This window comes from Williamsia sp. Y844 (assembly GCF_056786475.1).
In genome coordinates this window covers 572,249-595,399 of record NZ_JBXCJB010000004.1, presented here as the reverse complement: position 1 = coordinate 595,399, position 23,151 = coordinate 572,249, and the positions used below count along the sequence as shown (strand labels likewise).

The 23,151-nt window shown below is 64.7% G+C and carries 23 protein-coding genes and 1 tRNA gene; 15 read left to right on the top strand and 9 right to left on the bottom strand.

Translation table 11 applies throughout. The features are described 5' to 3' along the window. Window positions 1-61: 61 nt before the first annotated feature. The 3 genes from AC1TQG_RS23925 to AC1TQG_RS23915 are packed head-to-tail and all read right to left on the bottom strand — an operon-like array spanning window position 62 to window position 3,247. Complete coding sequence (locus AC1TQG_RS23925) at window positions 62-1,540, bottom strand: alpha,alpha-trehalose-phosphate synthase (UDP-forming) (protein ID WP_482140897.1); 1,479 nt, start codon at window positions 1,538-1,540, stop codon at window positions 62-64. 3 nt (window positions 1,541-1,543) lie between these two features. Further along, entirely contained in the window at window positions 1,544-1,711 is a 168-nt protein-coding gene (locus AC1TQG_RS23920) for a hypothetical protein (RefSeq protein ID WP_482140895.1), read from the bottom strand. 18 nt (window positions 1,712-1,729) lie between these two features. Further along, window positions 1,730-3,247, bottom strand: a complete 1,518-nt coding sequence (locus AC1TQG_RS23915) for a threonine/serine exporter family protein (RefSeq protein WP_482140894.1) — start codon at window positions 3,245-3,247, stop codon at window positions 1,730-1,732. Window positions 3,248-3,253: 6 nt separating this feature from the next. Here AC1TQG_RS23915 and AC1TQG_RS23910 point away from each other — a divergent pair. Beyond that, a tRNA-Thr gene (locus tag AC1TQG_RS23910) sits at window positions 3,254-3,328 on the top strand. Window positions 3,329-3,448: 120 nt separating this feature from the next. On the opposite strand, the gene AC1TQG_RS23905 is transcribed toward AC1TQG_RS23910, so the two are convergent. Further along, window positions 3,449-3,787 carry a hypothetical protein gene (locus AC1TQG_RS23905; protein ID WP_482140892.1) on the bottom strand — a complete coding sequence of 113 codons (339 nt, stop codon included), beginning with the start codon at window positions 3,785-3,787 and terminating at the stop codon, window positions 3,449-3,451. A gap of 24 nt (window positions 3,788-3,811) precedes the next feature. Then, entirely contained in the window at window positions 3,812-4,306 is a 495-nt protein-coding gene (locus tag AC1TQG_RS23900; protein WP_482140890.1) for a hypothetical protein, read from the bottom strand. 87 nt (window positions 4,307-4,393) lie between these two features. Between AC1TQG_RS23900 and AC1TQG_RS23895 the strand changes: the two genes are divergently transcribed. Beyond that, the gene (locus AC1TQG_RS23895) at window positions 4,394-4,783 is read left to right on the top strand and encodes a RidA family protein (protein WP_482140888.1); all 390 of its coding nucleotides are present in this window, start codon (window positions 4,394-4,396) and stop codon (window positions 4,781-4,783) included. A gap of 114 nt (window positions 4,784-4,897) precedes the next feature. Here AC1TQG_RS23895 and AC1TQG_RS23890 read toward each other — a convergent pair whose 3' ends face one another. After that, window positions 4,898-6,139 (bottom strand): hypothetical protein, encoded by a 1,242-nt coding sequence (locus AC1TQG_RS23890; RefSeq protein ID WP_482140887.1) that lies wholly within the window; start codon window positions 6,137-6,139, stop codon window positions 4,898-4,900. A gap of 715 nt (window positions 6,140-6,854) precedes the next feature. Between AC1TQG_RS23890 and AC1TQG_RS23885 the strand changes: the two genes are divergently transcribed. The 3 genes from AC1TQG_RS23885 (at window position 6,855) to AC1TQG_RS23875 (ending at window position 10,381) form a co-directional block, all read left to right on the top strand. Further along, complete coding sequence (locus tag AC1TQG_RS23885) at window positions 6,855-8,039, top strand: winged helix DNA-binding domain-containing protein (protein WP_482140885.1); 1,185 nt, start codon at window positions 6,855-6,857, stop codon at window positions 8,037-8,039. Window positions 8,040-8,240: 201 nt separating this feature from the next. Beyond that, window positions 8,241-8,939, top strand: a complete 699-nt coding sequence (locus AC1TQG_RS23880; protein WP_482140883.1) for a response regulator transcription factor — start codon at window positions 8,241-8,243, stop codon at window positions 8,937-8,939. Next, entirely contained in the window at window positions 8,936-10,381 is a 1,446-nt protein-coding gene (locus AC1TQG_RS23875; protein WP_482140881.1) for a sensor histidine kinase, read from the top strand. Before AC1TQG_RS23880 ends, AC1TQG_RS23875 begins: the two co-directional genes overlap by 4 nt. Here AC1TQG_RS23875 and AC1TQG_RS23870 read toward each other — a convergent pair. Next, window positions 10,371-10,796, bottom strand: a complete 426-nt coding sequence (locus AC1TQG_RS23870; protein WP_482140879.1) for an HIT family protein — start codon at window positions 10,794-10,796, stop codon at window positions 10,371-10,373. The two genes, AC1TQG_RS23875 and AC1TQG_RS23870, sit on opposite strands and share 11 nt — an antisense overlap. Window positions 10,797-10,908: 112 nt before the next feature. On the opposite strand from AC1TQG_RS23870, the gene AC1TQG_RS23865 reads away from it, so the two are divergent. From AC1TQG_RS23865 to purD, 4 genes are read left to right on the top strand one after another with little or no spacing between them, the layout of a single operon-like run. Further along, the gene (locus tag AC1TQG_RS23865; RefSeq protein WP_482141455.1) at window positions 10,909-12,165 is read left to right on the top strand and encodes a bifunctional glycosyltransferase family 2/GtrA family protein; all 1,257 of its coding nucleotides are present in this window, start codon (window positions 10,909-10,911) and stop codon (window positions 12,163-12,165) included. After that, window positions 12,162-14,324 carry an ArnT family glycosyltransferase gene (locus AC1TQG_RS23860; protein WP_482140877.1) on the top strand — a complete coding sequence of 721 codons (2,163 nt, stop codon included), beginning with the start codon at window positions 12,162-12,164 and terminating at the stop codon, window positions 14,322-14,324. The genes AC1TQG_RS23865 and AC1TQG_RS23860 overlap by 4 nt, the downstream gene beginning before the upstream one ends. Window positions 14,325-14,352: 28 nt before the next feature. Beyond that, window positions 14,353-15,636, top strand: coding sequence for a low temperature requirement protein A (locus AC1TQG_RS23855; protein ID WP_482140875.1), 1,284 nt, complete (start codon window positions 14,353-14,355; stop codon window positions 15,634-15,636). Window positions 15,637-15,673: 37 nt separating this feature from the next. Further along, a complete protein-coding gene (gene purD, locus AC1TQG_RS23850; RefSeq protein ID WP_482140873.1) occupies window positions 15,674-16,924 on the top strand; it encodes a phosphoribosylamine--glycine ligase in 1,251 nt (416 codons plus the stop codon). 9 nt (window positions 16,925-16,933) lie between these two features. Here the strand turns inward: purD and AC1TQG_RS23845 are convergent, their stop codons facing one another. Next, window positions 16,934-17,890 carry an alpha/beta hydrolase gene (locus tag AC1TQG_RS23845; protein ID WP_482140871.1) on the bottom strand — a complete coding sequence of 319 codons (957 nt, stop codon included), beginning with the start codon at window positions 17,888-17,890 and terminating at the stop codon, window positions 16,934-16,936. A gap of 90 nt (window positions 17,891-17,980) precedes the next feature. On the opposite strand from AC1TQG_RS23845, the gene AC1TQG_RS23840 reads away from it, so the two are divergent. From AC1TQG_RS23840 to AC1TQG_RS23815, 6 genes are all read left to right on the top strand, one after another. Further along, window positions 17,981-19,129, top strand: coding sequence for an aminotransferase class I/II-fold pyridoxal phosphate-dependent enzyme (locus AC1TQG_RS23840; protein ID WP_482140869.1), 1,149 nt, complete (start codon window positions 17,981-17,983; stop codon window positions 19,127-19,129). A gap of 73 nt (window positions 19,130-19,202) precedes the next feature. Beyond that, window positions 19,203-19,811, top strand: a complete 609-nt coding sequence (locus AC1TQG_RS23835; RefSeq protein ID WP_482140867.1) for a TetR/AcrR family transcriptional regulator — start codon at window positions 19,203-19,205, stop codon at window positions 19,809-19,811. Between the two features lie 68 nt (window positions 19,812-19,879). After that, a complete protein-coding gene (gene purB / locus AC1TQG_RS23830; protein ID WP_482141453.1) occupies window positions 19,880-21,307 on the top strand; it encodes an adenylosuccinate lyase in 1,428 nt (475 codons plus the stop codon). 215 nt (window positions 21,308-21,522) lie between these two features. Then, entirely contained in the window at window positions 21,523-21,867 is a 345-nt protein-coding gene (locus AC1TQG_RS23825) for an ArsR/SmtB family transcription factor (protein WP_482140865.1), read from the top strand. After that, complete coding sequence (locus AC1TQG_RS23820) at window positions 21,864-22,313, top strand: SRPBCC family protein (RefSeq protein WP_482140863.1); 450 nt, start codon at window positions 21,864-21,866, stop codon at window positions 22,311-22,313. Before AC1TQG_RS23825 ends, AC1TQG_RS23820 begins: the two co-directional genes overlap by 4 nt. Beyond that, window positions 22,310-22,801, top strand: a complete 492-nt coding sequence (locus AC1TQG_RS23815) for a pyridoxamine 5'-phosphate oxidase family protein (protein WP_482140861.1) — start codon at window positions 22,310-22,312, stop codon at window positions 22,799-22,801. Before AC1TQG_RS23820 ends, AC1TQG_RS23815 begins: the two co-directional genes overlap by 4 nt. Window positions 22,802-22,807: 6 nt before the next feature. Here AC1TQG_RS23815 and AC1TQG_RS23810 read toward each other — a convergent pair whose 3' ends face one another. Continuing rightward, window positions 22,808-23,101, bottom strand: a complete 294-nt coding sequence (locus tag AC1TQG_RS23810; protein ID WP_482140859.1) for an Rdx family protein — start codon at window positions 23,099-23,101, stop codon at window positions 22,808-22,810. Window positions 23,102-23,151: the final 50 nt, after the last annotated feature.

Below are 23,151 nucleotides of genomic sequence, written 5' to 3'. Positions count from 1 at the left end.
AATTGCAGTGCTCATCACAGACTTCTGGTCCGGACTCGGCGAATTGCCGGTCCATCGGCACTCAGACAATGTCAAGTCCACGGTTCTCGCTCGGCATCGTTTCGGTGTCGGCACCCAGGGCACCGAGGAAGCTCTTCGCCCAGCGCTGCACGTCGTGGGTGAGGACTTGCCGCCGCAGGGCCCGCATCCGGCGCTTGCCTTCGTCGGGATCCTGTTCGAGGGCATCGGCGATGGCCTGCTTCACCCCGTCGGTGTCATACGGATTGGCCTGAAATGCCTGCCGGAGTTCGGCTGCCGCGCCGGTGAACTCGCTCAGTACCAATGCGCCACCGAGGTCGCTGCGGCAGGCGACATACTCCTTGGCGACCAGGTTCATGCCGTCTCGCAGCGGCGTGACCAGCATGACGTCGGCCGCGACGAAGAACGCGATGAGGTCGTCGCGGGGGACCGGGCGGTGCAGATATTGCACCACCGGATGTCCGACTTCGCTGAAGTTGCCGTTGATGTTGCCGACAAGTTGTTCGATGTCGCCGCGCATCTTGATGTAGCTGTCGACCCGCTCACGGCTGGGCGTCGCCAGCTGCACCATCGTGATGTCGTCGGGATTGACCCGACCCTCCTCGAGGAGTTCGGCGAGTGCCTGCAATCGGACGTCGATGCCCTTGGTGTAGTCGAGGCGGTCGACGCCCAGGAGGATCTTCTTCGGGTTGCCGAGTTCTTGGCGGATCTCGGCGGCCCGCTTGCGGACCTCCTTGGACTTCGAGCGTGCATCGAGTTCGCCCGAGTCGATGGAGATGGGGAAGGCGCCGACACGGACCGTGCGGAAACCGACCTGCACGACACCGAACTTGGCGCGGACACCGACCTGTCCCTTGGACGTGGCCTGGCCTGCGAGCCTGCGGGCCAGATACAGGAAGTTCTGGGCACCACCGGGCAGGTGGAATCCGATCAGATCGGCCCCGAGCAGACCCTCGATGATCTCGGTCCGCCACGGCATCTGCATGAACAGCTCAACCGGGGGGAACGGGATGTGGAGGAAGAACCCGATCTTCAGGTCGGGACGCAGCATCCGGAGCATCTTCGGTACCAACTGCAGTTGGTAGTCCTGGATCCAGACCACCGCGCCCTCGGCGGCCGCCTTCGACGCGGCTTCGGCAAACCGTCGATTGACGGCCACGTAGGAGTTCCACCATTCGCGGTGATACTCGGGTTTGACGATGACGTCGTGGTAGAGCGGCCAGAGTGTGGCGTTGGAGAAGCCTTCGTAGTACTCGGCGATCTCGTCGGCCGACAACGGCACCGAAAAGAGTTGGAGCCCTTCTACCTCGGGATGCTCCGCCGAATCCGGCAGGCCGGACCAACCGACCCAGGCACCGGTCTGTGACCGGAGAATGGGTTCGAGGGCGGTGACCAGCCCGCCGGGGCTTCGCTGCCAGTGGACGCTGCCGTCGGGGAGTACCTGCTTGTCAACCGGTAACCGGTTGGCGACCACAACAAAATCGGCGCGCGGGTCGGACTTATTCGATCGCTTGGTTGCCACAGATCAGGCTTCGCCCGGAGCAATTCCCAGCATTGCCAGCAACATCCGGCATTCGTCGGCATCGACTGCATAAGCAGCGACAACCCGGCGCGCGGAGGTGGCGGTCTCGTCGGCGACGGGTTCCAGATCTTCTTCGGCGATATCGGTTTTGTCACTGGTCTTGGCAGGCATGGCGAACATTCTACCTGCTCATACTCGTCTATCGGTGAGGCCCGCGCGCAGGTCCGACTTCCGCAGTGGCTGGGTCTCTGCCTCGGAGTCGACCTCGGGCTCACCTGTCATGCGACCAGGGCGGATGGACGAGCGTGCGGTCAAAAGCGCTCGGGTCGGCTTTGTCGCAATCCGGGGGCGGCGCAGCGTCCGGGCGACGAACTCGCCGAGGGTGACGCCGGCTGCGAGTGAGCAGCCGACAGCGAGTGCTGATCCGATCGCGGTCAGACCGTCGATGGTCTGACCGCCGATCAATCCGTAGAGCCCTCGATAGATGGCCAGACCGGGCAGCAGCGGCGTGATGCCCGCGACCGCGACCACAAGTGGTGGCGTCAGCGCGCGGCGGGCGAGCAGACCACCGACGAGGCCGACCATGGCGGCTGCGAGCCCGGCCGAGATGACCGGGCCGAAGTTGTAGTGGCCGGCCGTTGCGACGATGGCGGCACCCATCGCGCCTCCGATGAACGCTGTCGGCAGAGCCCGGAACTCCGCATAACTCGCGACGGCAAACGCCGCGGCGGCCGTGCCACCGGCGACCACCCGTACCGGTGTGTTGGCGAGGTCGAATGCGGTGGTCGAAGTGATTGTCGGCAGATAGACGCCGGTGGCCTCCATCAACCGGATGGCGATACCCACGCCGCTGATGATGCCGCCGGTCATGATGAGCAACTCGAAGAAACGTGCGCCGCCGGTGATCGGGGCTCCGGTGATCGCGTCCTGCACCGAACCGACCAGCGAGAGCCCGGACAACAGCACCACCACGCCGGCCGCGATGACCAGTGACGGTTTGATGTCGACCCCGAGGGCCTCACTGTTCTCGTAGACGACCGCCGCAGGTATCACCGCGATGAAACCGCCGGTCATGTGCTGGAAGAACAGCGGTGTGCCGATCTTGTTGAGCAGTCGGTTGGTTCGGTCGATCACCGCAGTCGTGAAGAAGGCAACCACTGCGACCAGCCAGCCGCCACCGAGCAGAACAGACAATGCGCCGGCCATCGTCGACCACGCGAGCGTCGCGATCCAGCGCCGATAGGGGTGCGGTGCGGAGATGATGGCGTCGATGACGGTATGGGCTTCGCCGGGGTCGATCGCCAGGTTGCGGATCTTCCGGACCAACCGGTCGACGGCTGCCAGGCGGGTGAAGTCGTGCGATCGGTAGTGCACCGCCTTCATGGCGGTGACCGGTGTCATCGAGGTACCGCGACGCGCGCTCACCCAGATGGTGTTATACGTCACATCAACGTCGCAGTTCTCGACGCCGTACATGCTCGCCACAAACCGCACCTGCGTTTGCGTGTCGATCGCACCGGTGCCCGAGTCGAGCAACACCGCGCCTACCTGGATCGCAAGGTCCAGAACCTCGGTCACCGCGGCATCGTCGGTGAGATCGATCGGCTGTCGGGGAGATATCGCCGGTTCGAATGGTTCGATGGTGTCGATCGTCGCTCGACGACTGCCGGCGAGGAGCCGGGGAAGTCTCGCGATATACTCACGCACGCAGTTGCCTCCTTAGCTCAGTGGTAGAGCACTCGCCTTGTAAGCGAGCGGTCGTCAGTTCAATCCTGACAGGGGGCTCCACAGAGTTCAGGGTCAACTCGCCGGTTCCGGCGGGTTGGCTCGGTGCTACAGATCAGCGCCATAGCCCGGTACATGCGATGCGCAACCACGCCCAGCGGAAAGGGCGGGGCACATCGGACGTTATGGGCGGGGAGTCTTCGGGTCGAGGAGACCGTTCAACCACAGCACGTGGTGCAGACGCTGCCGCAGTTCCTTGCTTGGCGGATCCGTATTGGGAGGCGCGACCAGCGCCTTGATCGTGAAAAGTTCGACGATGCTCTCGTCGAGTTTGATGCGCTTCTCGCGCGCTGACGGCGTCATTTGATTGGGCGCGTACGTCATGGTCGCCTGCAGCGCGTCCAGTCGCTCCCTGAGCGCGTGGATCGCGTTGTCGATCTCATCCATGAATTGGGTCACATATCCATCATCGACGATGTCCAACATCAACGTAGGCGTTATCTGCAGGATCAGCCGCGTCACGGTTGGGGCGATCGTGCTCGGATATCAGTCGGTCACGCCGGGGTACACCCGCTGCGCCATCACCGGTGCAAACCAGACCCGTGAGAGGTCGATGTCCGCATCGCGGGTGGTTTCGAATGGCACAAGATGTTCGTCGACCCCGCCCGGTGACCAGTGTTCGTGCAGGTCTTCGACGGCAAAGATGAACGGTAGCCAGTCCGTCATCTCCTCGGCGCGGGTGAAGCCGCCTGCGATCGCCCACGGCCGGTCGTCTTCGTCGTAGGCGAAGAAGTGATCACCGTAGGCCGGGCTGACGCCGTCGCCGACCAGTGCGGTCAGGACAAACCAATCGGTTGATGCCAGCACCTTGTCGGACGCGATGTCGCGGGCGAGCGTGTAGTGGTGATCAACCGAGGCCAGCGCAGCTTCTTCGTCGAAGAACACCTCGGCCTGGCTGATGTCGAGTCCGGCGCCGACCAGTGCATGGTCGGGCATCCCGAGAACAAAATAGGCGCTTTGCGGCGTGACACCAGGTCCCATGACGGCATTGTGCCAGTGCTGCCGGTCGAGTGCGGGAAACCGCGCGGGGTCACGTGACGTCGATGTCGCACCACCTAGGATTGCGTCATGTCATCAGTGCAGATCAACCGACCGGAAAACAGTCACACGCGCAGCGCGGCGATTGCTCCCGGCAGTCTTGTGTTCACAGCCGGGGCCGCGCCGCTCGACGCGGACGGGGTGACGGTCGCGCCGGGAAACGTCAGTGAACAGACCCGTCAGTGCATGGCAAACCTGGAACTCTCATTGACCGAAGCGGGCGCGTCACTGACCGATGTCGCCAAGGTCACCGTGTATGTCGCCGAGCACCTGCAGGCCGATCTGGTTGTCGCGTGGGACGTGGTGACCGAGGTCTTCGGCGACCACAAGCCGGCAGGCACCCTGCTGGGTGTCTCGGTGCTGGCATACGACGATCAGCTGGTCGAAATCGAAGCTGTGGCCGCGATCCCGGCGCCATAATCTGCTCGTTTCGCGGGCCCCGCCGACCGACTCGGTGAGTGCGGTGGGCCGCCGCACCTCTCAAACTGTGAGTGGTGCGGCGACCGAGTGAACCGCCGGGGTGGGCGGGGTTACTTATGAACCGGCCAGCGGCTGGAGGCTGCGGTAGCTGTCGCCCGCCGCGTCCGTTGAATCGTCGTCGGCGCCAGTGCTTGGCGAGCTGTCGACGCCGCCATTCGTGCCGGATGATTCGTTGCCGCTGCCGGAAGGCTCGCCGGCCGCCGGAATCTCGGCCGTCTCAGGCTTCGGATGGAGCCACGACGTCACATTTTCTGCCGTATTCATCTGCGGTATCGCGATGCTCGAGGGGCTGTCGACGGGACCGGAGTTGTAGCTGACGGCAGCAGCGAGCGCTTCGTCCGTGGTTGCGGGCAACCCGTTGGGCGTGGTGTTGCCGGCCTCGACGGCCGACGTTTTCGCGGCGGCTGGTGCGTTGGTATTCGGCGGGTCGGTCACCACCGTGCTGCGCGCAGGCGAAGGCACGGGCGGCGTGAGCGCATCCGCAATCAGCTGGGGCACGCCTACCAATAGAGCGCCGAGAAAGCCGGTGCCGAACATCGTGTTGTACGGGCCGAGTACCCCGGTGAACACCTGCCCATTGAGGAAGGCATTTGTCATCGCGGCGGGAACGTTCAGCACCGCGTTCACTGCGGCGAGTGGGTCGCCGGCGTTCACTGCGTCAGCAAAGGCCTGCAGCTGATTCCCAAACGCAAGAAAGGGATCTTCGATCGCGGTGACGGCGCTGAGACCAAGTCCCATGACGACAGGTCCTAGTTGAGCGACGACATTTCCGAAGTTCAGCGCTATGGCACCCGGGATACTGAGGATATCGACCATCGGGAACAAGGGAAATGCCACGCTGGCAGCGGCGTAGACAAGCCAGTTGAACGCTTCCCCGACCTGGCCCTCTTGGAACAGGTCGGAAGCATACTGCAGGTAGAAGGGCAAAGTGTCGCTCGCCCAGGCCTCCAATCCAGTGGCCGTGTTCTGGAGCGATGTGCCGATCAGGTTGGCGTAGCCGATCTGGTTGGCGAGGATCTGGGTCAAGACTGGCGCGCCGTTACCGATGACCTGCCCGCCGAGCGCCACAGTGTTTTCGAACGTGTTTATGGCGGTGGTGGCCCACGCCGTGAGGGGGTCGGCGGTGGGGTTGAAGGCAGCGGCGAGTTGCACCCCCACCGAGGAGGTTTGAATCGCCGGCACGTGGATGTCCGGCAGCGAGGCTGCGGCGGGACTCATCGGACCGATCGCGATGACGGCGGCGCCGACCATCGATATACCAGCGGTGACATAGGGCCGAAAGAGCGTGAGTTGCACAGGATCTCCTTTGCTGAACTGCCGACGGCGCCGACCAGCGCAGAGCGTAGCTGAGAAGAACCTGAGTGTCCGACAATTGGCGATTGTGTGTGGGATGCGTGCGGCTTACTTAGTGGTCTCGCCCATAGTTCGTCGGGTAGGGCTCATCTGCTGGTCGGCGTTTGTCGGGTCGGGTTGGGTGTCGGTGTGATGAAATCGTTGGGCGAGAATATCTTTCGTTGAGCGTACAAAGAAGAAGATCTCGACCTGATTGAGCCAGGATGTGTGCACCGCGGGGTATGCACCAGGATCGCCTCGGGAACTGTGCGGCGGGCCGATCGCCATAACCTGTTCGGCGATTTTCGTGAACTCTTCTGTGCCGGTGGTGTTCTCGCAGCGACCGAACGTCGTGGCCGCTGCGCGTCGTTGGCCGCCAGGTGATGGTAGGTGTGGGCCCGGATGGATGTGTCTTCATCCGTAGGAATTGCATAGTCGTTGTCGCCCAATGGTTCCCTCTCCCAGGTTCGTGCGTAGAGACCGAGTACCCGGCCGGCTTCGATTCGAAGTCGGGGTCGTCGACGAAGATCCAGGACCGGTGCTGCCCTCGTCGAGTGCACGGTTGTTGGCGCCGGAAAGTGCGTGATGCTGCTCGCTCTGCCATCTGTGACCTCAACTATGGCGGCTGGCTGCGGCACCTCGAATCGCTGGAGACGCGCTGATCTGATTGCATGAAGTCGTGACCCGCCCAGCGATCAGCACCGAGCAACGCCGAGCACGACTGTTGCGCCGTCATCGGCTGATCGCCGAGTCCGCGGCGTCAACTCCGGTGGAGGCCGCCGAAGCGGTTGTCGCGCTTCACGCGACCACCCCGGCGACGGTCTATCTATCGGCATGGGCGCGCATGCCGGGCTTCGATGTCTCTGACATGGATCGGGCGCTGTATGACGACCGAACACTGATCAAACAGCTCGCGATGCGGCGCACGCTGTTCGCGTTTCCCCGGCCCGCGCTGGCCGACGCGGTCAGTGCGGTGGGGCAGCGGGTCGCCGCCAGTGAACGCACGAACATGCTGCGGGATCTGCGCCGCAGCGACGATTTCCCCGACCCCGAAGGCTGGATCGCGAAGGCGCGGGCAGCAGTGTCCGGTGCGCTGGTCGACGGGCGGACGGCAACGTCGACCGAATTGCGCAAAGAACTGCCAGAGCTCGCCGGATCAATCTCGCACGGTGAAGGCAAGTCGTGGGCCGGCGTGGCTCAGATGGGGCCACGGGTGCTGAACCACATGAGCGCCGCCGGCGAGATCGTCCGCGGACCCAACGACGGTAACTGGATGCGTTCGCGGCCCAGGTGGACAGCGATGTCGGATTGGCTCGGCGAGCCGCTGCCGGTGGAAGATCCCGACACCGGGCACCGTGAACTGATCCGGCGATGGCTGCGTCAGTTCGGTCCCGGCACCGAAACCGACATCGTCTGGTGGTTGGGATCCACAAAAACCGCTGTGAGAAAAGCGCTCTCGGCTCTCGACGTCGTCGAGGTCGACCTCGGCGACGGATCGATCGGGTACGTCCTGCCTGACGATCTCGACGACGTGGAGGCCGCCCCGCCGACTGCACTGCTGCTGCCCGAACTCGATCCGACATTGATGGGATGGAAACAGCGGGACTGGTATCTCGGGCCGCACTCGCCGCATCTGTTCGATTCGAACGGCAATGGTGGACAAACTGTTTGGTGGGACGGACGGGTCGTGGGCGGATGGCATCAGCGGCCGGATGGGTCCATCGGTACGTATCTGTTGGAGGAGTTGAATCGCGCCGCCACAACCGCGATCGGCCGTCGGGCCGTTGAACTCGGTGACTGGCTCGGCGATCACCGACCCAAGCCCGGGTATCCGGCGCCATTTCATCGCACACTCGACGGCTGACCGGTATCGGTTGCCTTCGCAGAATCCAATGTCTACCCCTCGTTTAGACTCAAATGTATGTTCGAGGGGGAGATCGAAGATGCAGGTGGGGACGATGAAATCGGAAGGACGGTCTCGATCGGGTCGATTTGAACGTCATTCACAGGAACCTCCCAGGTTGCTGGCAGACTCTGAATAAGACGGTCAGGCAGGGTGTGAGACATGAGTGATCAGAGTGCGCGGGTGCTGGTGGTCGACGATGAGCCGAACATTCGCGAGCTCTTGTCGGTCTCACTGAAGTTCCAGGGATTCGAGGTGCAGGCAGCGCCAGATGGACCCGGCGCTCTCGACATTGCCCGCACGTTCCGTCCGGACGCATTGATCATCGACGTGATGATGCCCGGGATGGACGGCTTCGGGCTGCTTCGTCGTCTGCGTGCCGATGGCGTGGAGGCGCCGGCGTTGTTCCTCACGGCGCGGGATTCGGTGGAGGACAAGGTCACCGGGCTCACCATCGGTGGCGACGACTATGTGACCAAGCCATTCAGTCTCGAAGAGGTTGTCGCCCGGCTGCGGGTGCTGTTGCGGCGCGGTGGATTCGGCGAGAAGCCGGAGGCCAGTTCGCGAATCAAGTTCGCCGACATCGAACTCGACGACGACACCCACGAAGTGTGGAAGAACGGCGAGCTCGTGTCGCTGTCGCCCACCGAGTTCACCCTTCTGCGCTACTTCATGATCAACGCAGGCACCGTGCTGTCGAAGCCCCGGATCCTGGATCACGTCTGGAATTACGACTTCGGCGGAGAGGTCAACGTCGTCGAGTCGTATGTGTCCTATCTGCGGCGCAAGGTCGACACCGGCGAGAAGCGGCTCATCCACACCCTGCGCGGTGTCGGATACGTGATGCGCGAGCCTCGGTGACCAGCACTCCCGAGGTCACCATCGCAGCGAGAGTTCGCCGGGGCGTCCCGCTTCGGGTGTCGTTGGTGGCGCTGACGCTGGTCCTGGTCACCATGGGGCTTCTGGTGTCGGGGGTCGCGGTCACGTCGGCCATGCGGAACAACTTGATGGACCGCACCGACAGTTCATTGCGGGAGGCGGCCGCGGGGTGGGCGAGACCGCGGGCTCTGCCGCCCCCACAAATGGACCCCCAGGACGTCGAGAACGGCCGTCCGCCAACACCGTATTACGTTCAGATCCAGCGGTCCGACGGCAGCACGATGATCGTCAACGACAACGCGGCGGAGCCGGATCTGTCCGACGCCAACAGTTTTGGCACGGACCCGGTCACGGTGAAGTCGGTTGGCGACGGACCGCGATGGCGGGTTGTCGAGACGTCCTCGCCGTACGGTAGCGCGATCGTCGCGGTGGAATTGACCGACGTCGACGACACGGTGAACCGATTGATCTGGTTGCAGGTCGGTATCGGTGCCGGTGTGATCGTGGTGATCGGTGCGCTCGGATATCTGTTGGTGCGCACCAGCTTACGGCCATTGGAACGGGTGGAGCAGACGGCGCAGGCGATCGCGGCGGGGGATCTGGATCAACGAGTTCCCCCGGCGGCACCGAACACCGAGGTCGGGCGGCTCGCGGAGTCGCTCAACTCGATGCTGCATCAGATTCAGGGTGCGTTCGCCGCGACGGCGGCCTCGGAGGAGCAGGCGCGCCGTTCCGAAGAGAACATGCGCCGGTTCGTGGCCGACGCCAGCCACGAACTACGCACCCCGCTGACGTCGATCATGGGATTCGCCGAGCTGTACCGGCAAGGTGCGATGACTGACACCGAGGTACTGATGTCGCGGGTCGAGACCGAGGCCAAGCGGATGGGATTGCTGGTCGAAGACCTGTTGATGCTCGCCAGGCTCGATGCCCAGCGACCACTCGAGCGGGCGCCGGTCGATCTGTTGGCGCTGGCATCCGACGTGGTGCACAGCGCGAGAGCGGCGGCCCCCGACCGGGACATCTCGGTGGAGGTATTCGACGGACCGGGTGTTCCCGAGGTCTCCGGTGATGCTGCCAGGCTCGCGCAGGTGTTGAGCAACCTCGTCGGCAATGCCATCCTGCACACGCCCGACGACGTGTCGATCACCGTTCGGGTCGGCACCGTCGACAACGATGCGGTGTTGTCGGTGACCGACACCGGTCCGGGGCTCAGTGCGCAGGACCGGGCGCGGGTGTTCGAGCGGTTCTACCGCGCCGATTCATCGCGCCATCGCACCGACAATTCCTCGGGCAGTGGCCTTGGCCTGTCGATCGTCGCGGCGTTGGTCGCCGCGCACGGAGGCACCGTCGGTGTCGAATCAGAACCCGGAAAAGGTGCGACGTTCTGGGTGCGGATTCCGCGGGACCGGATCAGTCGCTGACGTAGGCGCCGTGACCAAGGGCGCGTAGTTGCTCCCGGATCTTGTCGGCGGCGGCGTCCAGAGCCGCCGGATCGGGTTCCTTCTGTGCGTTTGCCAGGTCGAAGGTCTCCAGCTGCCAGGCGGGGAACACGTGGACGTGCAGGTGGGGAACCTCGAGTCCGGCGATCAGCAGACCCATCCGCGGAGCGTCGAACGCCGTTTTGACGGCCAGTCCCAGGGTTTGCGCGACTGAACTGATCTTGCCGAAGAGTGCGGGATCGACACTTTCCCAGTGATCGACCTCCTGTCGCGGGACAACCAGCAGGTGCCCGTCGGTGACCGGGTTGATGGTCAGGAACGACACGACGTCGTCGTCCTTCCACACAAAGCGTCCGGGGATGTCGCCGTTGATGATCATTGTGAAAACCGATGCCATGTCTCGACCTTATCCCCGTCCGCTGGTCGCAGCGCTTGCAGGAACCTGACAGCGGCGGTGCAGCTCTGCGACAGGCTGGGATTCCACAGTGACTGGCATGAGCGCAGACACCATGGACGAGGTCCCGGCCGAGCTTGCCGCCATCGTCGTCGATCTCACACCCGCGGCACCGATGATCGACATCGTTGTCCCGGTCTACAACGAGGAAGCGGACCTGGCGTCGTGCATCCACCGGCTCACCGCACATCTGGGTGCCCACATGCCTTATCCGGCACGGATCACCATCGCCGACAACGCCAGCACCGACGGCACATTGGCGATCGCGCAGGAACTCGCCGCATCGATCGAGAACGGCCGCCGTGTGCGGGTCGTCCATCTCGATGCGAAGGGGCGTGGTCGTGCGCTCAAGTGCATCTGGCGTGACAGCGATGCCGCGGTGGTCGCCTACATGGATGTGGATCTCTCGACTGATCTGAACGCACTACTGCCGTTGGTGGCCCCGCTGGTCTCCGGACATTCCGACCTTGCGATCGGTACCCGGCTCACCCGGTCGTCGCGGGTTGTCCGCGGTGGCAAGCGGGAGTTCATCTCCCGTGGCTACAACCTGATGCTCCGCACCACCATGGGTGCGAGCTTCTCCGACGCGCAGTGCGGCTTCAAGGCTGTTCGGGCCGATGTCGCCCGCCGGCTGCTGCCGATGATCGACGACACCGGCTGGTTCTTCGATACCGAGATGCTGGTGATCGCCCAGCGGGCGGGTTTGCGGATCGCGGAGGTTCCGGTCGATTGGGTCGATGATCCTCACAGCAAGGTGGACATCGTCGCGACCGCGACGGAAGACATCAAGGGGTGTTGGCGGGTCGGCCGGGCACTCGCCTCCGGGAGGCTGCCGGTTGCCGAGCTCAGAGAAAGCCTGGGCCGCAGCGAAATCGGTCCGCAGGTGGCCGGTGTACCGCGCGGTCTGGTCGGCCAGTTGGTTCGATTTTGTCTGGTCGGCGTGGCCTCGACGATCGCCTATGCGGTGCTCTATCTTGCGCTGCATTCCATTGTCGGCGCCCAGATCTCCAACTTTCTCGCACTGCTCATCACCGCCGTGTTCAACACAGCCGCCAACCGGGCGTTCACATTTCGTGTGCGCGGTCGCGGTGGCGCCGCCAAGCATCAGCTGCAGGGCATCGCGATATTTGCACTCGGATGGGTGCTGACCGCCGGATCGTTGATACTGCTGCACCTTTGGGCGCCGGATGTCTCCAAGCACGTCGAGCTGACGGTGTTGGTGGTGGCCAACCTGATCTCCACCGTTCTTCGTTTTGTCGGGTTTCGCTTGGTATTTCGCACGTCTCATCACAACAAGGAGGTATCGGCATGACGGTGCTGATCGATCGTCCACCGGCCGAGCCGGAGCCGGCATCGCCGGAACCAGCCCCGATGTCAGCGCCCCGGCCGCGCTGGGAGTGGCCGGCATTTGCCGTACTCATGGTCGCCACCGCGGGACTGTATCTGTGGACCCTGAGTGTCAACGGGTGGGCGAACTCGTTCTACTCGGCAGCAATTCAGGCAGGATCGCAGTCGTGGAAGGCGTGGTTCTTCGGGTCCTCGGATGCGGCGAACTCGATCACGGTGGACAAACCGCCTATGTCGCTGTGGATTCCGGGGCTCTCGGTGCGACTTTTCGGTCTCAACTCGTGGGCGATCCTGGTGCCGCAGGCGTTGATGGGTGTGGCATCGGTGGCGTTGCTCTACTGGATTGTCCGTAAACGTTTTGGTCCCGTCGCCGGACTCATCGCCGGTGTCGGGTTGGCACTCACCCCGGTCGCGGTATTGATGTTCCGTTTCAACAATCCCGACGCGTTGCTGGTGCTGTTGATGATCGCCGCCGTCTGGGCGACTCTCAAGGCCATCGACGACGGCAGGATCCGGTGGATGATCCTGACGGGTGTGTTTGTCGGACTGGGGTTTCTGACCAAACAGATGCAGGTGTTCTTGGTCATCCCACCGCTGGCGTTGACCTACATCGCGTTTGGACAGAAAACCTGGATCGCCCGACTGGGGCATCTGTTCGCTGCGCTCGGAGCGATGATCGTCTCCGCGGGCTGGTGGGTTCTGGCCGTCGAATTGTGGCCGTCCGGCTCGCGCCCGTACATCGGTGGATCACAGGACAACTCGATCCTCGAACTGACCCTGGGCTACAACGGATTCGGTCGACTCAATGGCAACGAGACGGGCAGCGTCACGCCGGGGGGTGGTGGAGCCGCCGGCGAGGGCGTCGGAGGTTTGGCCGCTGAGGGATTCCCCGCTGGGGGATTCCCCGCCGGTCCCGGTGGCGGGGGAGGGGGCGGTATGTGGGGTGATACCGGCTGGACGCGCATGTTCGACGCATCGCAGGGTGGTCAGGTCGCTTGGCTTATCCCGGCCGCGTTCATCTTGGGTGTCGCCGCAATCATTCTGCGCGGCAAGTCGGTACGGACCGACAGCAAACGTGCACTGCTGGTGGTCTGGGGACTGTGGCTGGTCACCACGATGGCTGTGTTCAGTTTCATGGCCGGGATCTTCCACGCCTACTACACGGTGGCGCTGGCGCCGGCGATCGCCGCACTCGTGGGTGCGGGGGCGGTTCAGTGCTGGCAGCGCCGTGATCGGTTATGGGTGCGTCTGGTGTTGGCCGGTGCGATTCTGGCAACGGGCACAATGGCTTACGTACTCCTGGGGCGTTCACCGGACTTCGTGCCGTGGTTGCGCTATGTCGTGTTGATCGGATCGGTCGTCGCCGCGGTCGTTGTGGCATTCTCACATCTGGCGAGACCGGCACTGCGGCGTGTCGCACTCGTCGCAGCGTTTGTGGCACTAACCCTGGGATTGGTGGGTCCGGCCGCATATGCGATCGACACGGTCTCGTCCACCAGGTCGGGATCCATTCCGACTGCCGGGCCGTCGTCCGACGGCGGTTTCGGGCCGGGCGGTGGGATGCGTCGGATGACCGCAGGCACCGGCGACATGGTGCCGCCCGGGATGACCGGGCAGCAAGGCATGCCCGGCATGCCCGGCATGCCCGGCATGACCGACGGGCGAGGCGCACCGGGCGGCCAAGGTGCGATGCCGGGACCGGGTGGCGGCACAGATGGCCGGGCGCAGATGGGTGAGGCCGGTCAGATGGGCGGTGCCGGTGGCGGACTGCTCTCCGGATCGACGCCAACCGGCGAGATGGTTGCGACCTTGAACGAGGACGCCGACCAGTTCACCTGGGTGGCGGCCGCCATCGGCTCGAACAGCGCGTCGGGCTATCAGTTGGCCACCGAGCATTCGGTGATGCCGATCGGCGGGTTCAACGGAAGTGATCCGTCGCCGACATTGACCGAGTTCCAGGTGTATGTGCACGAGGGGAAGATCCACTACTTCATCGCCGGTGGCGGCCAGATGGGGGGCGGTGGCAGCGGCACCGCGTCTGAGATCACCGAGTGGGTCGAGGCCAACTTCTCGAGCACGACGGTGGGTTCGGTAACCCTGTATGACCTCACCGAACCCGCCTGATCCACGCTCCATCATGTGCTGACCTAACATGACCGACATGCAGGGTGGCGGACCGCAGGCGGCGGTGGCGGCGGTGAACGGACTCAAACATCGGGTGACCCGCATGGTGGGCCGCGACCCCCACGAGGGCGGTCGGGCCGCCACCAACCTGGAGTTGTTCTTCGACCTCACGTTTGTGGTCGCGTTCTCGTTCGCCGGTCTGCAGGTCTCGCACTACGTGGCCGAGGGGCACTACAAGACGGCGGTGCTCGGATTCGTTTTCACCACCTTCGCCGCGATCTGGGCGTGGATCAATTTCACCTGGTTCGCCTCGGCCTTCGACACCGACGACTGGGTCTACCGCCTGACCACGATGGTGCAGATGATCGGCGTGCTGATCCTGGCGCTGGGCATCGAGCCGGTGTTCGAGTCCATCGATGCCGGCGGCGTGGTCAACAACCGCGTGATGGTCCTCGGATATGTGGTGATGCGGCTGGCGATGGTTGTGCAATGGCTTCGCGCGGCACGGGGCAGTCCGGGCTACCGTCACACCTGCGTGGTCTATGCGGTCGGCATCAGCATCGTGCAGATCGCCTGGGTGGCAGCGATATTCCTCGACACCGGCCTCTACCAGACGATGGCGGTGATCGGACTGCTCGCGGCCGCCGAGATGTGCGTTCCGGTGATCGCCGAGAAACTGGGCAACGAAGGACCCACGCCGTGGCACGCGCATCACATCGCCGAGCGGTACAGCCTGCTGGCGATCATCACCCTCGGCGAAGGCATCCTCGGGACCACCGTGGCTCTCCAAGCCGTGGTACACCTGCAGGGCTGGACGTTCGAGACCGCCGTGGTCGGTCTGGCGGGAGTGGGGATCACTTTCGGCATGTGGTGGATCTACTTCGTGGTCCCGTCCGGTCGGGCACTGCACGTGCGCCGTGGCCGGGCGTTCATCTTCGGCTACTTCCACATCCTGATCTTCATGTCCATTGCGATGATGGGTGCCGGGCTGCACGTGGCTGCGCTCTACCTCGAACACGAGGCGACGATCAGCGAGACCGCCGCGGTAGTCTCGGTGATCATCCCGGTGGGGACCTACCTTGCGTGCATCTATTCGCTCTACGGCTTTCTGCTCGGCTTCAACCGCGTCCACCTGGCCGAACTGGGCGGGATGGCGGTGATACTCGCAGTGGCGGTTGTGCTTGCCGCGGCAGGAGTTTCGGTTGGGACCTGTCTGATTATCGTGGCCCTGGCACCGGCCCTGGCGGTTGTGGTCGACGAGACCGTGGGCAGCGAGCACAGACGTCAGGCACTGGACGTGCTGGAGGCGTAGGTATGTGCCCGGTGCGGTGGGCGGTAGGGTCAGGCACGTGCGAGTACTCGTCATCGGATCGGGCGGCCGTGAACACGCCCTCGTCCTGGGTCTGAACCGCGACCCGTCTGTCACCGACCTACATGTGGCCCCGGGTAACCCCGGCACCGCAGCGTTGGCCACCAACCATGCGGTCGATGTCGTGTCGGCCGCTGCCGTTGTGGCCCTGGCCGCATCGATCGAGGCAGACCTGGTGGTCATCGGCCCCGAGGTGCCCCTGGTACTCGGTGTTGCCGACGAGCTGCGGGCAGCCGGCATCGCCACGTTCGGCCCCGGCGCCGAAGCGGCAAAGATCGAGGGCTCCAAGGCATTTGCCAAAGATGTGATGGCGGTCGCCGGTGTGCGGACCGCACACAGCGAGATCGTGGACAACCCGGCACACCTCGACGCCGCACTGGACCGCTTCGGGCCGACCTGGGTGGTCAAGGACGACGGGTTGGCCGCAGGCAAGGGCGTGGTGGTCACCGCCGACCGCGATGCCGCCCGGATCCACGCCGCCGACCTCCTCGAGAGCGGACATCCGGTTTTGCTGGAGTCCTTCCTCGACGGTCCCGAGGTGTCGCTCTTCTGCCTGGTCGACGGTGACACCGTCGTTCCGCTGCTGCCTGCGCAGGACCACAAGCGGGTCGGCGACGGCGACGCCGGACCCAACACCGGCGGCATGGGCGCCTACACACCCTTGCCCTGGCTGCCCGATGAGATGGTCACACGGATCGTCGACGAGGTCGTCAAGCCGGTCGCGGCCGAGCTCGTGGCCCGCGGCATCCCGTTCTCGGGCCTGCTCTACGCCGGACTGGCAATCGGCGCCGACGGCCCTGCCGTTGTCGAATTCAACTGTCGCTTCGGTGATCCGGAGACCCAGGCCGTGCTCGCGCTGCTCAAGTCGCCGCTCGGTGTGGCATTGAACGCCACGGCCACCGGGATACTCGACCAGCTGCCGTCCCTGGAATGGGAAGATGGCGCCGCCGTGACCGTGGTCGTGGCCGCCGAGAACTACCCGGGACGCCCGCGTACCGGCGATCCGATCACCGGCTCCGACGCCGAAGGTGTGCTGCATGCCGGTACCGCGATTGCCGATGGTGCCGTGGTCTCCAACGGTGGCCGCGTGCTCAGCGTTGTCGGCGTCGGCGCAGATCTCGCTGCCGCCCGCGCCCAGGCCTACAGCCGGCTCGAGACCGTCAAACTGACCGGTTCACACTTCCGCACCGACATCGGACTGGCCGCCGAAGAGGGTCGCATCAGCATCTGAGGGAGTGCGTCAGTCCGCGAGATTGCGACCGAGGAAGGCGATCTGTCCGGGCAGGACACCCCGCCAGTAGCGGTTGGTGTGTCCACCCGGCGATGTCCCGAACGCCGGCGGTGGCCGCAGGCCTGCCATCCACTGGCGCGTGTAGGTGAAGAACTGGTCGCTGGATCCGCATTCGATCAACAGTGGTATCTGGGTGAACGAATCCTGTTGTCCGAAGAGGGAATTGGCTTGGTAGTCGGCGGTGCTGTCGAACGCGCGGGGTGGGAAGTTCGCGGGGTCGCCCCACAATGCTGGTGAGCTGACAGCGATCGCAGCAACGCGTGGAGCGCCGAGCATCGCACCCAGACGCAGTGCGCCGTATCCGCCCATCGACCAGCCGAACAAGCCGATGCGATCGGTGCGTAGACCCAGCTCCGGGTCGCCTTCGAGTATCGGGAGGAACTCGTCGAGCACCATCGCGCCGCCGTCGGTGCCGTCGGTCCGCGGGTGGTAGTAGCTGCGGGCGGCGTCCACGGAGGCCAGCGCAAACGGGGCGTTGCCCTGGCTTGCCCAGTCCTGCATCAGGTTCTGCATCTCGAGTCCGCCCGTGAACGCAGCGCGTTGATCGGTGTTCAGCGCGTGAAGGACCACAACAACCGGGAGTTCGCCGGTCACCCCGGCAGGCCGGGCCACCATCCAGTTCGTCTGGCGTCCGAGCATCTTCGCCGATTCGAAACTACCGGTGAAGATTTCCGCCGTGCCGACGGGGGCGGTGGCCTCCTGCGGCCGGGTCGAAGGTTGATCCGCGCGCACCGCTTGCGGGGCGACTCGCTTCTGCTCTTCGTCCGAGCATGCCGACAGCAATCCGAGGGCGCCGACCGCGAGTCCGGCACCCAGCAAGGCGCGACGGCCGGTCACGGGGCCGCCGCGGGTGGGAGGGTTGCCGGTGGACCCAGGTGAGGGCGCCCGGTTCGCGGAGGTAGTCATTGCGAGACAACGGTACCTGTGAGCGGCACGTGAATGTCAGTCGATGCGGTTGATCGATCGGGACCGGGCGGGAGCAGATAGTTTCGAGGTATGCGTTCGCAATCTCAACGATCTCAAGTCGACATGTTTCACGTGATGGACGTGCAGGCCGCGATCGCTGCGCGGCGGGCCCGTGGCCTCGACGTCATCTCGCTTGCGGCCGGTCAGCCGTCGACGTCGGCCCCGGTCCCGGTCCTGGCAGCCACCAAAAAGGCGCTGGGCGAATCCTTGCTCGGCTACACCGAGTCGTTGGGGATCGCGCCGTTGCGCGAAGCGATCGCCGGCCACTACCGCGAGCGCTACGACGTTCCGGTCGAACCCGACGACGTGGTGGTGACCACCGGATCGTCAGGTGCGTTCACGCTGATCTTCCTGGCCGCGTTCGACGCCGGGGACACCGTCGCGATGGCTCGTCCCGGCTATCCCGCCTACCGAAATACATTGGCGGCATTGGGTTGTGAGGTCGTCGAACTCGATTGTGGGCCACAGACGAGGTTCCAGCCGACGGTGGCGATGCTCGAAGCGCTGGACCGGCCGCCTGCGGGTTTGATCGTCGCGAGCCCGGCCAATCCGACCGGGACGATCCTGGATCCGGCTGAATTGGCGGACCTTGCGCGCTGGTGCGACGCCCACGGCACACTGCTGATCTCGGACGAGATCTACCACGGCATCAGCTATGGCCGGGAGACATCGTGTGCCTGGAACACGTCACGGCAATCGGTCGTGATGGGATCGGTGTCGAAGTACTTCAGCATGACCGGATGGCGGCTCGGCTGGATGCTGGTGCCCGCGCCGCTGCGCCGCCCGGTCGAGCGGTTGACGGCCAATCTGACGATCTGCGCGCCTGCCATCAGTCAGTACGCGGCGGTTGCCGCATTCGGTCCGGAGTCGAAGGTCGAGCTCGATGGTCACGTGACGCGGTATGCCAGGAATCGGGAGCTTTTGCTCGGGGGGTTGGCCGATCTGGGTATCGACGACATCGCCCCGCCGGACGGAGCGTTCTACGTGTACGCCGACCTAGGTGATCGCACCGACGATTCGCTGGGCTGGTGCGAGGGAGTGCTCGAACAGACCGGAGTGGCGATGGCACCCGGGCTCGATTTCGATACCCGCCACGGAAATCGGACTGTCCGGATGAGTTTCGCAGGCGCCACAGAAGACATCGCGCTGGCACTGGAGCGCCTAGCCCCGGTGTTCTAGCGCAAATGCCGGTCTGCAGCCGGTATTTGGCCGAAATGACCCATCGTCGCGCGGCCTTTGCCACCATGGCGGGGTGAACTCCGCAGGAACTCCTAAAGGTGCGCGGCGCAGGGCGCTGCTGATCACCGCCGCGGGAGAGTTGCTATTGGAGGGTGGTTTTGACTCGGTCCGACATCGTGCGGTCGCCGATCGGGCGGGGTTGCCGCTGGCGTCGACAACCTATTACTTCGCCTGTCTCGAAGATCTGGTCGCCGAAGCCGTCGAGCATGTCTGCGACGACGACCAGACCGCGATCGCCGCGCGGAGCCGGGCGCTACCGCGGCGGCGGCGGGGTGCCGAGGCGACCGCCGAAGCGCTCGCCGAGGTGTTCGTCGGGGACAACACGCCACGGACCGCCCTGACCTGCCGGTACGAAACGGTGATTCTGTGTGCACGGATGCCGCGGCTGCACCAGATACTCGCCGACCATCGGAACCGGATCCGGAATGTCCACTTCGATGTCCTGGAGAAGTCCGGACGCAGCACCGACCTGTCCGGGATCGCGCAACTGATGGCCGTCGAGGACGGTGTGGTGATCGGGGCACTGGCCGATTCGGTCGCAGATGTTGTGTCCGCGGCGAAGTTTGCGCTGTCCGAGGTCATCGACCACGTAGCGCCGGTGACACCGGTCGCGGTGGGCTGACCTGCAGTGGCTGCGGAGGACGTTTCGCGGCGGGGCATAATGTACCGGTGTCTGATACCGAGCAAAACCTGACCAAGCCCCGCGTATCCAACGTTCTGGCCGCGCGTTACGCGTCCGCCGACCTGGTGAGGTTGTGGTCGGCCGAGTACAAGATCGTGCTGGAGCGTCAGCTCTGGGTCGCGGTCCTGAAGGCCCAGCGCGAACTCGGTATCCATGTTCCGCCTGAGGCCATCGCCGACTACGAGCGGGTGCTCGACCAGATCGATCTGGAGTCGATCTCGGAGCGCGAACGGGTCACCCGACACGATGTGAAGGCTCGGATCGAGGAGTTCAACGCGCTCGCCGGACACGAGCAGATCCACAAGGGCATGACCAGCCGCGACCTCACCGAGAACGTGGAACAGCTGCAGATCCTGCGCTCCCTCGAACACGTTCATGCCCATGGTGTGGCCACCGCGGCCCGGCTGGCCGATCGCGCCGCGGAGTACTCGTCGGTGGTGATGGCCGGACGCAGCCACAACGTCGCCGCGCAGGCGACGACGCTGGGTAAGCGTTTTGCTTCCGCCGCCGATGAGTTGCTGATCGCCTTGACCCGTCTGCGCGAGTTGATCAACCGGTACCCGCTGCGTGGCATCAAGGGCCCGATGGGCACCAGTCAGGACATGCTCGACCTTCTCGACGGCGACGTGGAGAAGCTGTCGGAGCTGGAGTCAAAAGTTGCTCAGCACCTTGGCTTTTCGAAGTCATTGACGTCGGTGGGCCAGGTTTACCCGCGCTCGCTCGACCACGATGTGGTCTCGGCGCTGGTGCAGGTGGCTGCCGGACCGTCGTCGCTGGCGCAGACCATCCGGCTGATGGCCGGGCACGAACTGGTGACCGAGGGCTTCCAGCCCGGACAGGTCGGCAGTTCGGCGATGCCGCACAAGATGAACACCCGTAGCTGTGAGCGGGTCAACGGCTTGCAGGTCATCCTGCGTGGATACGGGTCGATGGCCGCCGAACTCGCGGGCGCCCAGTGGAACGAGGGCGACGTGTTCTGCTCCGTGATCCGTCGCGTCGCGCTGCCGGATGCGTTCTTTGCCATCGACGGTCTGATGGAAACCTTCCTGACCGTTCTCGCCGAGTTCGGTGCGTACCCCGCGGTGATCTCCAAGGAACTCGACCGCTATCTGCCGTTCCTCGCCACCACCAAGGTGTTGATGGCAGCAGTGCGTGCCGGGGTCGGACGCGAGGTCGCCCATGAGGCGATCAAGGAGAACGCGGTGGCCGTGGCGCTCGCGATGCGGGAAGACGGCCGCGAGCCCGACCTGCTCGACCGGCTTGCCGCCGACGACCGTCTGCCGCTGGATCGGGCAGCACTCGACGCCGCACTCGCCGACAAGTCGGCCTTCATCGGTGCCGCCGAGCATCAGGTCGCCGAAGTGGTCGCGCAGGTCGCCGAGTTGGTCGCCCAGTACCCGGACGCCGCCGGATACGCGCCGTCGCCGATTCTCTAGTTACATCCCTGGAAACCGTCCTATAGCAAGGCACCGAGGGTAGATCTCCCTCGGTGCCTTCTTATTTGACAGGTATCAGGGCGTTCTCGGCACAGGCGGGACCGGCCGGGCAATCAGGGGTTGACGAATTGACGGCTCGGACTACTATTCAACTCATTGGTTGATAACCAATAGGTTGAATAACCCGACAGGGTGGAAAGCCGAGGCGTGTACAAGTGGCCGATCAACTCAGCGCCGTGTTCGGAGCGCTCGCCGATCCGACGCGGCGGGCACTGCTGGAGCGACTGGCTGACGGCCCGGCAACGGTGTCCGCGCTTGCCGAACCGTTCGACATGAGCCTGGCCGCGGTATCCAAACATCTGAAGGTGCTGGAGCGGGCCGGTCTCATCTCCCGCGGGCGTGACGCCCAGTGGCGTCCGTGTTCGCTCGAAGCCAGGCCCTTGCAGCAGGCGAGCGCGTGGCTCGGCGACTACCGCCGCTTTTGGGAAGACAGCTTCGTTCGACTCGAACAGCACATCAACCGGATCACCGAGTCCGGCAACACGGAGGAGAAGTCATGACAGACACGGCAACTCGAGAGTTCACGATCATCCGCGAGTTCGCGGCCCGGCCGGAAGTGGTGTTCGACGCCTGGGTCGACAGCGACCAGGCAGCCCAGTGGATGGGCCCGGAGGGTGTGACGATGCCCCGCGATCGTATGTACGGCGAGGCCCGGCCGGGTGGTGAGTACGGAGGGGTGATGGTGCTGCCCGACGGCACCGAGCACTCGTCGAGCGGGGTCTATCAGGAGGTCGTCCGTCCGGACCGGTTGGTGTTCACGTGGGGCGATCCGACGACCCCTGGCAGCTTCTCGACCATCACGGTGAACTTTGCCGAGTCTGCACCGGGCACGACCACCATGACCTTCCATTTCCTCGCCCCCGGGCCACTGAGTCCGGACGACGGCGCCAGAGGCGGCTGGAACAGCAGCTTCAACAAGCTGGAGTCTCTGGTGGCGACGTCATGAGTACGGTCCTGGCGCAAGGTGATCCGGCGCTCCTCGAGACGGAGGTGGCGCAAGAACTGCTGCACATGGACATCCCGGCGCGGCTGGCCTACACCGCATCCGATGGCACTCCCCGGGTGCTGCCGATAAACCACTGGTGGAATGGCACCGAACTGGTGATGGCGACGTTCACGGGTGCCGCGAAAGTGCGGGCGCTGCGCCGGCGGCCGGCGGTGGCGCTGACGATCGACACCGCCGAGGAGCGGCCGCACGTCTTGCAGATCCGTGGGAAAGCCGTGGTGACCGATGTCGACGGCCTGGTGCCCGAGTACGAACTCATGATGCGTCGCGGCATGCCCGCCGAGGCCGCCGACGCGTACTTCGCCGGACTTCGGGCAGACGGCGCGACGATGCACCGGATCGCGGTGACGCCGTCCTGGGTGGGTGTACTCGACTTCGAGACCAGATTTCCCGGCGCTGCGCCCGCGGGAGTGCGAGGCGAGTCCTGACAGGTGTCAGTCGGCGCTGACGCCGTCCGCGTGGCCGAGGTTCCAATCTGGAACCGCAATATTCCGGACGAGCTTCTTGAGGGTGACGATGTCGGGGAAGCCATTGTCACGCTTGCGCTCCCAGATCAGCGTGCCGTCGACCTCGATGTGGAACACACCGCCCGTGCCTGGAATCAGCGTGACCGAGCCGAGTTCGGTGCCGAAGGTGTTGAGCAGTTCGGTGGCCATCCAAGACGCCCGCAGGACCCAGTTGCACTGTGTGCAGTAGGTGATGGTGACGGCAGCTTTCGATTCAATCACCGGGTCATTGTCGCAGTCGGCCCCGGGAACAGGGTGGATGCGCCAAAGGG

Coding starts and splice junctions, on each gene's coding strand:
- AC1TQG_RS23920 (WP_482140895.1), bottom strand. CDS start 1,711: ATGCCTGCCAAGACCAGTGACAAAACCGATATCGCCGAAGAAGATCTG.
- AC1TQG_RS23900 (WP_482140890.1), bottom strand. CDS start 4,306: ATGGGACCTGGTGTCACGCCGCAAAGCGCCTATTTTGTTCTCGGGATG.
- AC1TQG_RS23895 (WP_482140888.1), top strand. CDS start 4,394: ATGTCATCAGTGCAGATCAACCGACCGGAAAACAGTCACACGCGCAGC.
- AC1TQG_RS23880 (WP_482140883.1), top strand. CDS start 8,241: ATGAGTGATCAGAGTGCGCGGGTGCTGGTGGTCGACGATGAGCCGAAC.
- AC1TQG_RS23870 (WP_482140879.1), bottom strand. CDS start 10,796: ATGGCATCGGTTTTCACAATGATCATCAACGGCGACATCCCCGGACGC.
- AC1TQG_RS23865 (WP_482141455.1), top strand. CDS start 10,909: ATGGACGAGGTCCCGGCCGAGCTTGCCGCCATCGTCGTCGATCTCACA.
- AC1TQG_RS23860 (WP_482140877.1), top strand. CDS start 12,162: ATGACGGTGCTGATCGATCGTCCACCGGCCGAGCCGGAGCCGGCATCG.
- AC1TQG_RS23855 (WP_482140875.1), top strand. CDS start 14,353: ATGACCGACATGCAGGGTGGCGGACCGCAGGCGGCGGTGGCGGCGGTG.
- AC1TQG_RS23845 (WP_482140871.1), bottom strand. CDS start 17,890: ATGACTACCTCCGCGAACCGGGCGCCCTCACCTGGGTCCACCGGCAAC.
- AC1TQG_RS23840 (WP_482140869.1), top strand. CDS start 17,981: ATGCGTTCGCAATCTCAACGATCTCAAGTCGACATGTTTCACGTGATG.
- AC1TQG_RS23820 (WP_482140863.1), top strand. CDS start 21,864: ATGACAGACACGGCAACTCGAGAGTTCACGATCATCCGCGAGTTCGCG.
- AC1TQG_RS23815 (WP_482140861.1), top strand. CDS start 22,310: ATGAGTACGGTCCTGGCGCAAGGTGATCCGGCGCTCCTCGAGACGGAG.